This is a genomic window from Steroidobacter sp., from assembly GCF_016790065.1.
In the GTDB taxonomy this organism is placed as follows: Bacteria; Pseudomonadota; Gammaproteobacteria; order Steroidobacterales; family Steroidobacteraceae; genus Steroidobacter.
Map to the genome: position 1 here is coordinate 1 of NZ_JAEUPY010000932.1, position 14,615 is coordinate 14,615.

The 14,615-nt window shown below is 61.7% G+C and carries 12 protein-coding genes; 2 read left to right on the plus strand and 10 right to left on the minus strand.

The annotated features are described in order from the left end of the window. The 5 genes from JNL55_RS36970 to JNL55_RS36990 form a co-directional block, all read right to left on the minus strand. Window positions 1-1,664 (minus strand): hypothetical protein (locus tag JNL55_RS36970; RefSeq protein WP_293867051.1); only part of this gene is annotated, 1,664 nt, incomplete at its 3' end. Continuing rightward, window positions 1,664-3,385 (minus strand): autotransporter assembly complex protein TamA, encoded by a 1,722-nt coding sequence (locus JNL55_RS36975; RefSeq protein WP_293867054.1) that lies wholly within the window; start codon window positions 3,383-3,385, stop codon window positions 1,664-1,666. The genes JNL55_RS36970 and JNL55_RS36975, both read right to left, overlap by 1 nt. Window positions 3,386-3,425: 40 nt before the next feature. Continuing rightward, entirely contained in the window at window positions 3,426-4,271 is an 846-nt protein-coding gene (locus tag JNL55_RS36980; RefSeq protein ID WP_293867057.1) for an NRDE family protein, read from the minus strand. A 70-nt stretch (window positions 4,272-4,341) separates the two neighbouring features. After that, the gene (gene nudC / locus JNL55_RS36985; RefSeq protein ID WP_293867060.1) at window positions 4,342-5,295 is read right to left on the minus strand and encodes an NAD(+) diphosphatase; all 954 of its coding nucleotides are present in this window, start codon (window positions 5,293-5,295) and stop codon (window positions 4,342-4,344) included. A gap of 12 nt (window positions 5,296-5,307) precedes the next feature. Then, complete coding sequence (locus tag JNL55_RS36990) at window positions 5,308-5,769, minus strand: hypothetical protein (RefSeq protein ID WP_415923244.1); 462 nt, start codon at window positions 5,767-5,769, stop codon at window positions 5,308-5,310. 18 nt (window positions 5,770-5,787) lie between these two features. Between JNL55_RS36990 and JNL55_RS36995 the strand changes: the two genes are divergently transcribed. Further along, window positions 5,788-5,976, plus strand: coding sequence for a hypothetical protein (locus tag JNL55_RS36995; protein ID WP_293867087.1), 189 nt, complete (start codon window positions 5,788-5,790; stop codon window positions 5,974-5,976). A gap of 16 nt (window positions 5,977-5,992) precedes the next feature. On the opposite strand, the gene JNL55_RS37000 is transcribed toward JNL55_RS36995, so the two are convergent. From JNL55_RS37000 to JNL55_RS37020, 5 genes are all read right to left on the minus strand, one after another. Beyond that, a complete protein-coding gene (locus JNL55_RS37000; protein WP_293867063.1) occupies window positions 5,993-6,895 on the minus strand; it encodes a hypothetical protein in 903 nt (300 codons plus the stop codon). 628 nt (window positions 6,896-7,523) lie between these two features. Continuing rightward, window positions 7,524-8,699, minus strand: coding sequence for a DNA polymerase IV (gene dinB, locus JNL55_RS37005; protein WP_293867066.1), 1,176 nt, complete (start codon window positions 8,697-8,699; stop codon window positions 7,524-7,526). Continuing rightward, complete coding sequence (locus tag JNL55_RS37010) at window positions 8,696-9,136, minus strand: DUF4399 domain-containing protein (protein WP_293867070.1); 441 nt, start codon at window positions 9,134-9,136, stop codon at window positions 8,696-8,698. The genes dinB and JNL55_RS37010 overlap by 4 nt, the downstream gene beginning before the upstream one ends. A gap of 110 nt (window positions 9,137-9,246) precedes the next feature. Then, window positions 9,247-11,724: an acyl-CoA dehydrogenase gene (locus JNL55_RS37015; RefSeq protein ID WP_293867073.1), complete on the minus strand. Its 2,478-nt coding sequence runs from the start codon at window positions 11,722-11,724 to the stop codon at window positions 9,247-9,249. Window positions 11,725-11,925: 201 nt separating this feature from the next. After that, a complete protein-coding gene (locus tag JNL55_RS37020; RefSeq protein WP_293867077.1) occupies window positions 11,926-12,903 on the minus strand; it encodes a malate dehydrogenase in 978 nt (325 codons plus the stop codon). Between the two features lie 326 nt (window positions 12,904-13,229). Between JNL55_RS37020 and otsA the strand changes: the two genes are divergently transcribed. Beyond that, window positions 13,230-14,615: alpha,alpha-trehalose-phosphate synthase (UDP-forming) (gene otsA, locus JNL55_RS37025; RefSeq protein ID WP_293867080.1), on the plus strand; the 1,386-nt coding region annotated here is incomplete at its 3' end.

The window sequence follows — 14,615 nt, forward strand, 5'->3', positions numbered from 1 at the left end:
CCTTTGGAGACGATCTTGCCGCTCGCTTTGGGCAACAGCCGATCCAGCGACGGAACATTCAACGACCAGTTGGCCTCGACCGTGTCCTTCCAAATGCCATCGAGCGCAAGACGTGCATCGGCGAGTCCCAAGTGCGCGCCGCGCACTGTCCAGCCTTTGCGATCTCGTTGCACGAAGCCGCGGCCTTGGATCGATTCGCCTCGCAACGTGCCGCGTAGCTCGCTCACATCGGCGGTGAAGATCGCCTTCTTGTCGAAGCCTTCGCCGGAAGCTTTGGCGGCCAGGTTGAGGTTGCCGGGAAAGTCTTTGAACAAAGCTTCCGGATTGACGTTGGTAGCGTTGGTTTGAATTCGCCACGCGCGCGGCTGAGCGAACTGCAGCTGACCATTGCCGGACAACGATCCGCCCAATGCGTTGACCGAGTAGCTTGCCACCGTCACTTGTTCTTTGGAGATCACGCCAGTCGCGGAGCCTGCGCCCGAAGGAAAGTCGTGGCCGGCCAGGCTGGCGGTAACAGCAAAGTCATACGGCAGCGGCCCGCGCAACGTGCCATCGCCGTTGGAGCTCGTGACTACCGGCTCGCCACGCAGGGGCCACTGCAGATCTTGCCACTGCGCGATCAGATCGATGGTCGCGGGCCCGCCGTCGAAAATGAACTTGCCGTTGGTGTGTAGCGTGGCCGGCGAGTCCTGCAATTGAATCTGGGACTCGGAGACGAACAACGTCCGGTCTGCATAACGGCCGCGCGCATCGACCAGCAAGTCTTGGTCGTCGATTTCAGGAACACCGACCTTGCCTTTGGCGTGCACGCCGTCGGGATTCATTTCCACATCGAGCGCGATGTTACGCAGCGTGAGCGGCGGATCGGGCAGCCAAGGATCGAGCAAGAACTGCGCGGACGTGACTTTGCCGGCGATATTCCAGCTGTTGTCAGGCCGAGTCATCACTGCAGTGGCGCTCGCGACGCTGGGCTGGAGCAGATCGCCTTTGATGTTCAGATGCTCGATGTTGCCGGCGACCGTGCCTTTCAGTACCAGATCCACATCAGGCAAGTGCAGCTGGCCGCTCACATCGCCGTCGAGGCCCATCGGTAGATCGGCGGCCGGCGCGGCCAGCAATCGTGCGTTGCCGGTGGCATCGAAGAGATCAGCGTCGACGGCGAACTCGCGCGCTCGCAAGCGGCTGGAAGTAATCGTCACGCGTCCACGCACGGTCTTGGCGTCGACGATCATGCCGTTCAAATGAACGTAACGGACGTTGGTCAGCTCGACGTTACGAGCATCCACGCGCAGAAACGACGGCAGGAAACGCGGTGGCTTCGTGCTCGGTGGCATGTCGGCCTGATGCAGCTCGACCAGGGAACTGCCCGCTGTCACCGAGCCTGCCTGCAGCGTTTGTATGAAGAGCCCACGCAGTTGTGGATCGATGACGATGTCGTTCACCACGAAATGCACGCGCGGATGATTCAGTTCGAAGCGAGCGATGCGCAACGGGCCGGACAGCGTCCCCGACACGCCGTCGATCTTGACGTTGAAACGCTCCAGTCGCCACAACTGGCCGGCGACCATTTGCAGCCCGGCTTCCGAATACAACAACACGCCCACCGCCACCACGGGCACCAGCAGAATCGCGGTGACGATGATCAGGATGGTGCGGGCGCGCATCAAAACTGAGTCGCGATATAAAGATGGAATCGCGGCGACCGTCCGGAGTCGGACAATGCCTGCGCCACGTCCACGCCGAAGCTGGCGACCGCGATGTTGTAACGGACGCCCAGACCGGCGGCGTATTGCAGGTCCGGAGTATCGAAGTCGTCGAAGGCGTTGCCGATGTCGTAGAAGGCTGCGATGCCGAAGTTGCGCGGCAAGTCACGAACGATTTCGACGGTGCCGGTGGCGAGATTGCGACCGCCGATGGTGCGATTCTCTTCGTCACGCGGCGACAATTCGTTGAGCGCGAAACCGCGCACACTGCCTTCACCGCCGGCAAAGAAACGTTGCGATGCTGGCAGGTCGGACGTGGCAGCGATGCGGCTGATGCCCAGTTCGCTCCGCAAATGCAGGTGCCACAGCTCGCTCAAGTCGAACAAGCGTTCGCCTTTCACGCGTAGCTGCAAGAACGACGCGTCCGAGCCGAGCGTTTCCGGCGAGCCGCGTACCTCGGCGGAGAAGAAATAAGGTCGTCTGCGACCGCCGACGATGTAGCTCGGCAAGGTGGAGTAGCTGATGCTGGGCACCAGATAGAAATTCCGGCTGGAGCTGCCGTCGGCTTCCGTGGTCTTTTCATCGGACAGACGAAGTTGCAGTACGCGCTGCCAGCGGCCCAGTACCTGAGTCAAACCCGCGCCCACTTCGGCGCGCTCGGATCGAGTGTCGCCGAGTTCTTCGTCTCTGAGCGTGCCGGTGAACTCCAGCTTTTCCAACGCGATGTCCATGACCGGTATCACGTAGCGGCCGGTGAGATCGGTGACGATGGACGAGCCGAGCAGTTCCAGCTTGAACTTGTGGCCGCTCTCGTTGACGCGCCGATTGTCCCAAGTGAACTTGCCGCGAACTTTGGTATCCGTGCCGTAGCCGGCCGCAGCGGCGTAACGATGTTTCCGGCTCGGTTCGGCTGTGACGGTGATCGGGACGGTGCGTGTGTCTCGATCGGGATCGCCACTTTCGATGTCGACCACTGAGAAATATTGCGTGTCGTCGAGCACGTACTGAGTTCTCAGCAAGGTGTCGAGCGTGTACGGATCGCCGGGATGCATGCGTAACAAACGACGCATGGCTTCGTCGGTAATCACGTCCTGCGCAATCTTGATGTCGCCGAACAGATAACGCTCGCCGGTGTCGGCCTCGAGATCCACAGTCGCGCGCCGTTCGTTGCGGTCGATGGCCAAGTCATGTTTGGTGAGCTTGGCGTCGAGATAGCCTTCGTTCTTGGCCACGCGTACCAGGCTGCCTTTGACGCGTTCGTAGGTGCCGTGATTCAAGCGCAGGCCGGGCTTGATGTCGTCCGCTGCGATGAGCTCGCGAATGGCGCGGTCGTTGGCGCCCGCACCGACGACGTTGACGTTGACCTCGGAGAGTCGCACCGGTCGGCCAGGCTCGATGTGGATGGTGACTTTCCACAGCTGGGCTTCCTTGTGCACGTCGTAAGTCACATTGGGCTCGTAATAGCCCAGCGGCTCCAGCGCCTGGCGGGTCTCGGCAACGATGCGTCGTTGCAGACGACTCATCACCTCGTCGGTGACGTCGTCGCGATCGGCATAGCGCGTCAGGCTGAGGAAGGCGCGAACGTTGACCTGGATGGCGTCGCTGACTTCGGGAATGTCGATTTCGATTTTGGCTTCGGCCGCCCATGGCGACAGCAACGCCGTCGCCAGCAGTCCCGCCATCGCACGCATCCTCGCTGTCACGAGAGCGCCGCTCGCGAAACTATTCCGGCGAAGAATCGAAGGAAGTGTCGGTCGCCACCGGCTCGTCCGGGTCCTCGGCTTCGAACCACACCTCGGGCACTTCGGCGCTGGTGAATTCGAAGCGTGAGTTGCCGCTCTGAATGCCGGCGGCATCGAAACGACGTTCCTGGAGAATGGTGCGACCGGTGCGCTCCACCAACAGCACGCTGGAGCAGCGGGTGCCGTAGCGCTCGTTGACGATGAAAGGCGCGGACACCACGCGCTCCCAATCCTCGGGCAGACCGGTGGACGGCAGGTCCGGGCCATTGGCCTGTTCGCGGTCGCTGAGCATCGTGAACAAATCCTCCGGTGCGATCTCCGGCTGTGTCAGCAATGCGTTGAACTTCTCGCGGGTGCGCGAGAGTTTCGGCCACGGGGTGTCGAGTAGATGATTGCTCAACCCGTACACGCCCGGCGCCAACGCGGTCGGGTTCGGTCCACGGTTGGAGTAGTAGTACAGCGCGCGGGTGCCGCCGACCAGCAAGTTGAATCCCGAGTAGCGAGGGGCGGCGCCGCGCAGGTCGTCGAGGAACTCCTTGGGCGAGGTGGCGCCCGTGAGGAATCGCGGGACCAGCTGCCCACGCGAGGGTGCGTTCTCCACCGGCGCCATCAGGTCGCGGTAGTTGGTCACCACGCCAAAGCGGCCGGAGCGGGCCACGCCCAGCCAGGTGCCACCGGCTTTGAGGTCCCGGCCGCCGAGGATGCGCGGGTCGTCCTGCCACCAATTCAGTGGCGCGGCCGCGCGGTCATGAAACTCGTCGCGGTTGCCGGCGAGGATCAGGCGGTAACGAGGATGGTGTTTCCAAGCAAGGACGAGCAGGCACATGGCGAGGATTGTAGAGCAGCAGTTTCAACGGTGGATGAACACGCCCTGAAAAAGGGGCGTGGCGGGCGGGTCAACGGCGCGGCAATTGCCACATTCGCACACCCGGCTCCTGTCGCAGCGGCCGGTGGGCGCCCGAGTCGTACCAGTCCTCGACCAGCCGGAAGGAGATGGAGTGGGTGATGGGCAGGGCCACGGCGCCGCCGGCGATCTCGGCTCGCGTCCACCAGCGCACGTCTTCCAACTCATCATCGACCTGCAAGATGTCCGTGCGGCTGGTGTAGGCGGTAAACCCGAGCATCAACGACGACGGGAACGGCCACGGCTGCGAGGAATGGTATTCCACCGCCTCGACCTCCACGCCGGTCTCCTCGCGGACCTCGCGCACGACCGCGTCTTCGAGGCTCTCGCCCGGCTCCACGAAACCGGCAATCGTCGAGTACCGGCCCGGCGGCCAGGCTGCCTGCCGGCCCAGCAGGGCGCGTTCGCCGTCAGTTACCAGCACGATCACGGCCGGATCGATGCGGGGAAACTGCTGCGAACGGCAGGCTTCGTTACTACATCTGAGCACATGGCCACCGTCCGCCGACTGGGTGGGCGAGCCGCATCGGCCACAGAAACGATGGGTCTCGCTCCAGTGGACCATGGCTCGCGCGTACGCCAGCAGCCCGGCTTCCTCGGCCGGCAGCGCGCCGGCAACCATGCGCAGGTCTTGGAAATCGATGGCTGGATCCACCATCTGCGGGCGTTCGCCCGACAAGCCGACGGCGAAAACGGCGTGGCCCCGAAACTCACCCAACAACACGAAGTCGCCGGTCTCGACGCTCTCGAACGCCCGCACTCCGGTCACGAAGTGCGCGGCCAGCAGGTCGCCCTGCCTGAGGATGGAGTTCCGTGTCTGCCATACGGGCAGAAATAGGGTTTCGGGGTTGGCTAGCGCCGCCTGAACATGCGCTTCGTCTTTGCGACGGTGCGCGGCACGTTCGAGGTAGGGCCCGGCGAGAGTATTGGGCGAGCGCGATGGCATGCGCCCAGTTTATCAGTCAGCCCTCATCGCGCGGGAGCGGACTCTCGAGCACGGACGCCGGCGCCTCAAACCCGCGCAGCGGATCCGCGCGCGCCTCAGCCTGCAGGTGGGGCAGGTGTCGCGACAGATGTTGAACTTGTCGCGCAGGTAATAACTGTCACAGCGTCGGCAACGCACGGCATGCAAGTCGCCGCTACGGTTCAGCAGACTCAGCAGGAACCAGGCGTGCTCGAACGACAGCGTGGTGTGATTCAGCAGCTGCTGATGTGTTTCATAGGCATCACAAAACATCCTGCCGAACTCGACCGTGCCCGGCTTCACGGCCGGCCTCTTTTCCGATCCCGGCCCGCGCTTCGGATGTAACAACCCGAACGCCGCGAAGGCGCTCGCCAGTAGCGACGATTCGAATTGGGAACGGGTGTTACGCACGAAGTATGCGATTTGCCTTGGCGACTTGCCGCGGTGTCGTTTCACGGGATCGGAACTCAACTCGTGCGCGTGGACTCGGAAGAGGCGGCGGATTCGATCGTCGGTGAGGCCAGTGCACTCTCGAATCGTGCACGTGCGAGCTTCGTGGCGAATCATGCGGAGGGCGAGTTCTTGTTGGCGGCGGAGGTGGGCGTAGGAGTCGGTGCTCAAGTCCATACGGACTGCCTGTTCGTTGTTGTTATCGAGCTGTGAATTTTTGTACGGGTCGCTACGCGGGCCCGCGCTCATGGGTGACACTGCTCTTGTTCGGAGCAAGGTGACGTTCCATCTGTAACTTCCTGGCTCGCAGTCGGGGCGAAGGCACATACGGACCTGACCGCGGTTCGCGGCGGCTCAACGGGCACGCGACTTCCAGTTCAGCCGCGATCAGCTGTGTGCCGAGCAGCCGTGTGGTCGTCAAACGGCGCGTGTCGTTGCTGGCGGCGAAGCGAATCAAATCCGGCCAGAAGGCGGGATTGGTTGGCCATCGCGGCATCATCAGAATTTCGTGACTCGCCGCGATTCGCTTGATCTCCCACAGCGGCGTTTTCGCCAGGCGCGAAGCAGTCATCGCAGGCATCGCGTGAGTGACGCGCGCGGCCATCATGTTTGTTGCCACGACATGCCACGCATATAGCAACGCTACTTCGCAGAAGGCGCACTGAGCTGATGTGTCTTCGCCTGGTGAATATCTTTGCGTTACCGAACTGGGGTTGATGGCTGTCGCCGCCGTGCACACGGAGTCCCAGAAACCTTCTTCTTCAAAGCCCAGCGAGTACAGTGTGTACGGCACTTCCGCCACTGCCTTCAACGCCTGCCTCGGCAATGCGCAGAGCGCTGCGCGATGTTTTGTTTGCAAGTGCTGCAACTGTGTCGCGCCCGCCGGCGCGGTGCTTTCGGAGACTAGCAAGTCTAGGTAGTCGAGATTGAGATGATAGATTCGATCCAGTAGCGGAAGATCCAGCACTGGCGTGCACACCGGGGTCTTCCGTGGCTTTTCGCTTTCGCGACTCTCGCGCTCACGTTCACGCCTCGCGCGCCTCTGGCGCGTGGTTTCGTGTGGCTGCTCTTCGTGGTTTTCTTTTTGAGCTGTCGCGCTGTTAAGAGAAACATCCGTGTGACTCTGAGACATGTCGCTTCCTTGCGAGTGTGTTGGGGTGACGGATTTAATAGTGCTCGCAAGCGAAGATCAATTGCGGAGCTCACTAAGCACAGTGCAACGAACTAAGGCCGCGTGCCGCGTGATTGCGCCCAGAGTTTGGCGACGGCGTTACGCGAAAGTCGCAGGCGTTAAAATGCTAAATACACAGCTATGAAAGGCTGGGGTGTGATAGCGCGATAGAGCGAGTGCGATGCCAAGAAGAAAACCGGTTTTGCAAGGGAAACGGAGCCAGAGCGTCGACGCCACTCGACCCCAATGTCTGGAAGCCAAAAATGTCATCGACCCAACGGGGCCCAGTCCGATCCGACGTCTGTGAGCCCAAAATGTCATCCAACCTATCGGCAGCGTCAGGGTCAGGTAGGCCCTCCCGGCAATTGGATCCGACATGGATGTCGGTCCCATAGCGCTACATGGATGTACAAGCGCAGCGACACGCGTCCGCGTGGCGCGGCGGGTGCAGCGGTGCCGGGAGGGCCTACCCGACCCTGACGTTGCGAGCGCCGACATGTCAGGCGCATTCCCGAAGTGGTGCCGGAAGGGTCACCCGACCTAGCGATGTGAGCTGCCGACATGTCAGGCGGAGCTCTCCGGAGCGAAGCTACGAGCGAGGTTCGCGAGAGCGCAACGAACTAGCCCGCGAAACAGCGGCAGTCCCAAACTTAGCGCGAATGTCATCAAGAGCCGAATCGAGATGCTGATTCTTCTTGGTCTCAGGAACAGAGAACAACTCCATTTGAGACTGCGCCGTAAGCTCTCCCGCGCCAACGCCGAGTAACCGAATAGCTGTGCGGGGCTGCGAAGCAATCCATTCATCAAGCAGCTTAGCGGCGGCAGCCGCGAGAGGCCGCGTCTCCTGAGTGGCAGGCCGAATAGCACACTGCCTGGTGTAAGTTTTGAAATCGTGCCGTCGAATCTTCACGACGACGAGTTCCGACATCCATTCCTGCGCCCGTAACCTCGCCGCAGTTCGATCCGCGAGTTGAGCAAGCTCAGCATGCAGCTGCTTAACATCGACGATGTCTTTATCGAAGGTAGTCTCGGAAGAAATCCGCTTCTCGTCCCAATCCGGAATGACCGGCCGATCGTCATCGCCAGCGGCTCGGGCTTTCAACTGCGCTGCGTGTTTGCCAAACACCGACCGCAACGTCGCATCTGGCGCTTGTCGTAAATCTCGCAAAGTCACGATGCCAAGCCGCTCGAGATGCGGCGCAGTCTTGTTCCCAATGCCGAACAACCGTCGAATCGGCAAAGGATCCAGCACCGCAGAAACTTGCTCGGGCGGAACCACAACCAACCCATCGGGCTTCCGCAAATCCGACGCGATCTTGGCGACCAACTTATTGGGCGCTACACCCACTGACGCAGTGAGCTGCGTCTCTTTCAAAATGAGTGACTTGATCTGGCTCGCGATCGATTCCGCCGAGCCCAGCGCCCGCTGACTCTGCGTCACATCCAGAAACGCTTCATCGAGCGACAAGCCCTCGACCAGCGGCGTGAAGCGATGAAAGATCTCGAACACGACATTCGAGACCGCTTTGTATTGTTCGAACCGAGGTTTGACGCACACCGCGTGGGGACAGCGGTTCAGCGCCTCGCGCATCGGCATGGCCGAATGCACGCCGTACTTGCGTACTTCATACGAAGCGGCCGCGACGACACCACGTCCGCCGAGGCCGCCCACGATCACCGGTTTGCCGCGCAACTCAGGATTGTCGCGCATCTCCACGGACGCGTAGAACGCGTCCATGTCTACATGCAGGATGGATCGCGTCACTTCACCGTGATCGTGATTTTCTTCGACGCCACCACCGGATCGTGCGGGGTGTGCGCGAAGTCGCCGAGCAACAGTTGCAACGTGTGCTTGCCCGGCTTGAGCTCGACCGTGGCCTCGCTCTGGCCCTTACCGAAGTGCACATGGTTGGCGTCGGTAGGAATCGGCGCGCCGACCGGCGGCAGTTCGGCGTCGATGATCAGGTGATGATGGCCGGTGTTGTCGAACTGAATGCCGGCGGGCGCGATGCCCATGCCTTTGAGTCCGAACTTCACCGTCACCGGGCTGCTGACCGTGGCGCCGTCGGCGGGTGCGATGAAATAAAGCTCGGCGCCGGCCGGTGCGGGCGTGCGCTTCGCTTGTGCCAAGGCAATGCCGGCCAGGCCGACGCTGGCAATGGCCGCGGCCAACACGAAACGGGTCTTGAGTAAGTGTTTCATTCTTAGAAAGCTCCGAGGGGATGAGCGAAGCAACGAGCACTGGACGTGCCCGGCTAATGTACTCGCGGCCGGAAGGCGGTGGAAGCTCCCACCGCCTGCGCTGGAGGGTGTTAGGCGTTGCTGACCCGCGCGGGGCGCAACTCGACCGGTTGCTGACCGGCAACCAGCTCTTCGGTGGCGAAATCGTCGACGTTCACAATGTCCATCACGCGCCGGTCGTAATCACGGAGCATGGCAGCTTCAGTTTCGGACAACAGGCCCGCAGCGAGCGCTTGTTGAATCTGGCCCGGCAGATCCAACGCCGTGACCTTGCCGGTTTTCACGCCTTCGACTCGAATGCGCTTTTCCAACGGCTCGGCGGTTTCGCTCAACACCAGCGCTTCATGCAGCAGGCCGAGCGGATTGGTCGGCTCGACCGTGCGATACACACCATCGGTGAGGCGATCGCGAGTCACGGTTGGATGCAGCACCTGGTCGACCAGTTCCTGGCTGAGCGGATCGGACGGTGCGTGATACGTCTGGCCGCGCGGGAAAATGAAGAACCGCATGAACGCCGCCAGGAACCGATTCGGGAAATTGCGCAGGAAGGTGTGCAATTGTTCCTGAGCCTTGTACAGCAGATTCCGGCACGCCCATTCCACCAACGGCAGATCCGCTTCTTGCCGGCCCTGGTTCTCGTAATGTTTCAACACCATCGACGCCAGGTACATGCACGACAGCACATCGCCGAGTCGTGCCGACAGGCTTTCTTTCTTTTTCAGATAGCCGCCGAGCGTCAGCATGGCCACGTCGGTGGCGAAGGCGAATGAGGCGCTGAAACGATTGATGTGCTGATAGAAGCGCTGAGTCCCGCCCGTCTCCGGCACGCGGGAGAAGCGCGCCAGCGTAAGCGCCATCACCATTGAGCGCACGGCGTTGCTGATCGTGAAACCGATATGTCCGAACAGCGCCGCGTCGAAGTCGATGGTGCCTTTGCGCTTGTCTTTGTCCTTCGCCGCGTTCATTTCTCGCAGCACGAACGGATGACAGCGAATCGCGCCCTGGCCGAAGATGATCAAGCTGCGGGTCAGCAGATTGGCGCCTTCGACGGTGATGGCCACCGGCACCAGCTGATAACCGCGACCCAAATAGTTCTTCGGTCCGAGACAGATACCTTTGCCGCCGTGAATATCCATCGCGTCGTTGGCGATGCTGCGGCCGTATTCAGTGAGGTGATACTTGAGCATCGCCGACGGCACCGAAGGTTTCTCGCCGCCATCGATGGCACCCGCAGTCACAGAGCGCGCGGCGTCCATGATGTAAGTGGTGCCGGTCATGCGAGCCAGCACTTCCATCACGCCTTCGAACTGACCCACCGGCACATTGAACTGCCGGCGAATGCGGGCATACGCGCCGGTTGCAAACACGGCTGCCTTAGCAGCGCCGGTCGCGCTCGAGGGCAACGAGATGCAACGGCCCACCGATAATTGTTCGACCAGCATGCGCCAGCCCTGACCGGCCATCTTGATGCCGCCGATCAAATAATCCAGCGGCACGAACACGTCCTTGCCTTGGATGGGGCCGTTCTGGAACGGCGCGTTCATCGGGAAGTGACGACGGCCGATGGTGATGCCCGGCGTATGACGCGGGATCAAAGCGCAAGTGATGCCGTAGTCGGTCTTGTCGGTGCCCAGCAACTTGTCGGGGTCGAACAGCTTGAAGGCCAGACCGACCACCGTCGCGACCGGTGCGAGCGTGATGTAGCGCTTGCTGAAGTTCAGCTTCACGCCAAGGATCTCGCGGCCTTCGAACATGCCTTTGCAGATGATGCCCGAGTCAGGAATCGACGCCGCATCGGAGCCGGCACGCGGACCGGTCAGAGCGAAGCAAGGCACTTCCTCGCCGCGAGCCAGGCGAGGCAAATAATGGTCGCGCTGTTCCTGCGTACCGTAGTGGAGCAACAACTCACCGGGGCCGAGTGAGTTCGGCACGGCGACCGTCGATGCCACCACGCCCGAGCGGCTCGCCAACTTCACCAGCACGCACGAGTGCGCATACGCGGAGAATTCCAGGCCGCCGTATTTTTTCGGGATGATCATGGCGAAGAAGCCTTTGCTCTTCACGTAGTCCCAAAGGTGCGGCGGCAGATCGGCGCGACGATGAGTGAGGTCCCAGTCGTCGATCATGCGGCACAGTTCTTCGCACGGACCGTCGATGAAGGCTTGTTCTTCGGCGGTGAGTTTGGGCGCAGCGGCCGACAACAGCTTTTCCCAATCCGGGCCGCCGCTGAACAGCTCGCCGTCCCACCACACGGTGCCGGCTTCGAGCGCGTCCTTTTCGGTTTGTGACATCGACGGCAGCATGCGTCGATAGGTGCGCAGGAACGGGCGGGAGATGAAACGAATGCGCAGCGCATCGATGTTCAAGAACACCAGCACCGCCAGCACCACCCACAGCACGATCAACCAGGGCAGGGAAGGTTCGCCGAACAAGCCGTAAGCCAGCAAACCGCCGCCGTACACCAGGGTGGCGGTCAGTAGCGAGGCCCGGTTGTAAGCGAGCGTCAGGGCGCCGAGCACGAACAATAAAATCCAGATCACTGTGCTCACGTCATGAACCTCAGTCGGTATGTCCGACAATGCAATCACGGCGAGCCTGTCGCGCGTTGCCAACGACAGTAACTTGAGCCGCGCGAGGCAGCAAGCCGCAGATGCCTCGGACCAAAGCAAAACGGCGAACGCATCACAAGGACACGTTCGCCGCTCTTATCTATGTGTGCCCCTCCGCCGGGAGGGGCAACACTTGAAGGCTTAAATCAGTTCCTTCACGCCATCCTTCTCTTCCAGCAGTTCCTTGAGGGTGGCGTCCATGCGCTGGCGGCTGAAGTCGTTGACCGAGAGGCCCTGCACGATCTGGTATTCGCCGTTCTTGCAGGTGACCGGATAGCCGTAAATCACGCCTTCGGGAATGCCGTAGCTGCCATCGGAAGGCACGCCCATGCTGACCCAATCGCCCTCGGCGGTGCCCAGCACCCAGTCGCGAATATGGTCGATGGCGGCGGAGGCCGCCGAGGCCGCCGACGACTGCCCGCGAGCCTTGATGATTGCCGCGCCGCGCTGCTGCACCACCGGGATGAATGTTTCGGCGTACCACTTCTGATCCACCAGCGACAACGCCGCCTTGCCGTCGACCGTGGTCTGATGCAGGTCGGGGTACTGAGTGGCGGAATGATTGCCCCAGATGATGGCCTTCTTGATCTGGGTGTTGTGCGAGCCGGTCTTCTCGGCGAGCTGCGACAACGCGCGGTTGTGATCGAGGCGAACCATCGCGGTGAAATTGCGGGGATTCAGGTTCGGCGCGTTGCGCTGAGCGATCAACGCATTGGTGTTCGCCGGGTTGCCGACGACCAGCACGCGCACGTTGCGATTCGCGACGGCGTCGAGGGCCTTGCCCTGTGCCGAGAAGATCTGCGCGTTGGCCAGCAACAGATCCTTGCGCTCCATGCCCGGGCCACGCGGACGCGCGCCGACCAGCAGAGCGACATCGCAATCCTTGAACGCGACCTTGGCATCGTCGGTGGCGACGATCTTGTTGAGGGTCGGGAACGCGCAGTCATTGAGCTCCATCACCACGCCCTGCAGGGCCGGCAGCGACGGCGTGATTTCCAGCAGGTGCAGGTTGATCGGTTGATCCGGACCCAGCATGCCGCCGGAGGCGACGCGGAAGGCGAGGGCATAACCGATATTGCCGGCGGCGCCGGTGATCGCAACGTTGATGGGCTTTTTCATGGACCGCAGCACTCCAAGGGTCGATGTCGGTATCGATGGGGGCGCGAATTCTAGCGTTTTCGGCGCCGTTGCAGGCAGCGAGCCGGCTATATCTTCCGGTGAACGCTGCCTTCGCAGCCGACGACGGCTGCCGTGGCCGGCTTAATTCACTGAACCGCCAGGAGAATCCTGAAAAGACAACGCTGGTCATGCCGGCGCTCGGGGCACTTTCGCGGCCAGCATTGCGGTCAGCCGTGAAACTTTTTCGCCGTGCGAAACGTTACGGCGGGTTACCGACCAACCTTGGCCAACCCTGGGCCGCAGAGTGCTGCGAGCAAACGGACTAGATGACACGACTTGTCTGCGTTTCCAACCGCATCTCCCTTCCCCGCAAATCGGCCGCGCCCGGTGGTTTGGCGGTGGGCATCCTCAGCGCCCTGAAGCGCACCGGCGGACTGTGGTTCGGCTGGGGCGGTGAAACCAGCGACGGCGAACCAGGCGAGCCTGACATCCATATTCGCGAAGGCGTGTCCTACGCCACCATCGAACTGCGCAAGGCCGAGTTCGAGCTGTACTACAACGGTTACTCGAACGACGTGCTGTGGCCGTTGTTCCATTACTTCTCCAAGGGCATGCGTTATTCGCACGAACAGCGCGAGGCCTATGAGAACGTCAATCGCATCTTCGCGCAGAAACTGCTGCCGCTATTACAGCCGCGCGATCTGGTGTGGGTGCACGACTATCACCTGATTCCGCTCGGTCGTCGTCTGCGTGAGCTCGGCGTGCAGCGACCCCTCGGGTTCTTCCTGCACATTCCGTTTCCGAACATCGAGATGTTGCGCGTCCTGCCGTGCTACGCGGAGCTGCTGCGCGATCTCACCAGCTACGACGTGGTTGGCTTCCAGACGCACAACGATCTGCGTTCGTTTCATAGCGGCATCGAACACCTGTTCGGTGCTGAAGCGGTGCGCGCGGACGGCCGCATTCGTATCGGCGAGCGCGTGATTCGTGCTGAAGTGTTTCCCATCGGCGTCGATGTGAACACCGTTGAAAGCGAAGCCGTGGAAGCGAGTACCACTGAGGTGGTTCGTCGCATGACCGACAGCTTGGCGGGCCGCTCGTTGATGATGGGTGTGGACCGGCTCGACTACAGCAAAGGCCTGGTCGAGCGTTTCTCTGCCTATCAGCAGTTCCTGGAAACCCACCCGGAAAATCTGGGCCGCATTACATACATTCAGATCGCGCCGCTGTCGCGTACCGATGTGCGGGCGTATGCGGAGATTCGGCAGGCCCTCGAACAGGCCGCCGGTCGTACCAACGGACGCTTTGCCGATACCGACTGGACGCCGATCCGTTATCTGAATCGCAACTTCCCGCACGCGACCTTGATGGGCTTCATTCGCGCCGCCAAGGTCGGCTTGGTGACGCCGTTGCGCGATGGCATGAACCTGGTGGCCAAAGAGTTCGTGGCCGCGCAGGATCCGGCCGATCCGGGTGTATTGATCTTGTCGAACCTGGCTGGCGCAGCGCGTGAATTAACGGCTGCGTTACTAGTGAATCCGTACGACGTGCGCGGTGTCAGTCATGCGATGCAGGCTGCATTGTCGATGCCACTCAACGAACGTCGCGAGCGTCACGCCGACATGATGAAAGTGCTTCGGCGTAACGACATCGCTGCCTGGACGCGACGCTTCATGGAAGCGCTGGAGCAGACGCAAGCTGCAGAGAACCGC

Excerpts from the sequence above, each read along its gene's own strand:
- JNL55_RS36975 (WP_293867054.1), bottom strand. The coding sequence starts at position 3,385 with ATGGCGGGACTGCTGGCGACGGCGTTGCTGTCGCCATGGGCGGCCGAA.
- JNL55_RS36980 (WP_293867057.1), bottom strand. The coding sequence starts at position 4,271 with ATGTGCCTGCTCGTCCTTGCTTGGAAACACCATCCTCGTTACCGCCTG.
- nudC (WP_293867060.1), bottom strand. The coding sequence starts at position 5,295 with ATGCCATCGCGCTCGCCCAATACTCTCGCCGGGCCCTACCTCGAACGT.
- JNL55_RS37000 (WP_293867063.1), bottom strand. The coding sequence starts at position 6,895 with ATGTCTCAGAGTCACACGGATGTTTCTCTTAACAGCGCGACAGCTCAA.
- JNL55_RS37010 (WP_293867070.1), bottom strand. The coding sequence starts at position 9,136 with ATGAAACACTTACTCAAGACCCGTTTCGTGTTGGCCGCGGCCATTGCC.
- JNL55_RS37020 (WP_293867077.1), bottom strand. The coding sequence starts at position 12,903 with ATGAAAAAGCCCATCAACGTTGCGATCACCGGCGCCGCCGGCAATATC.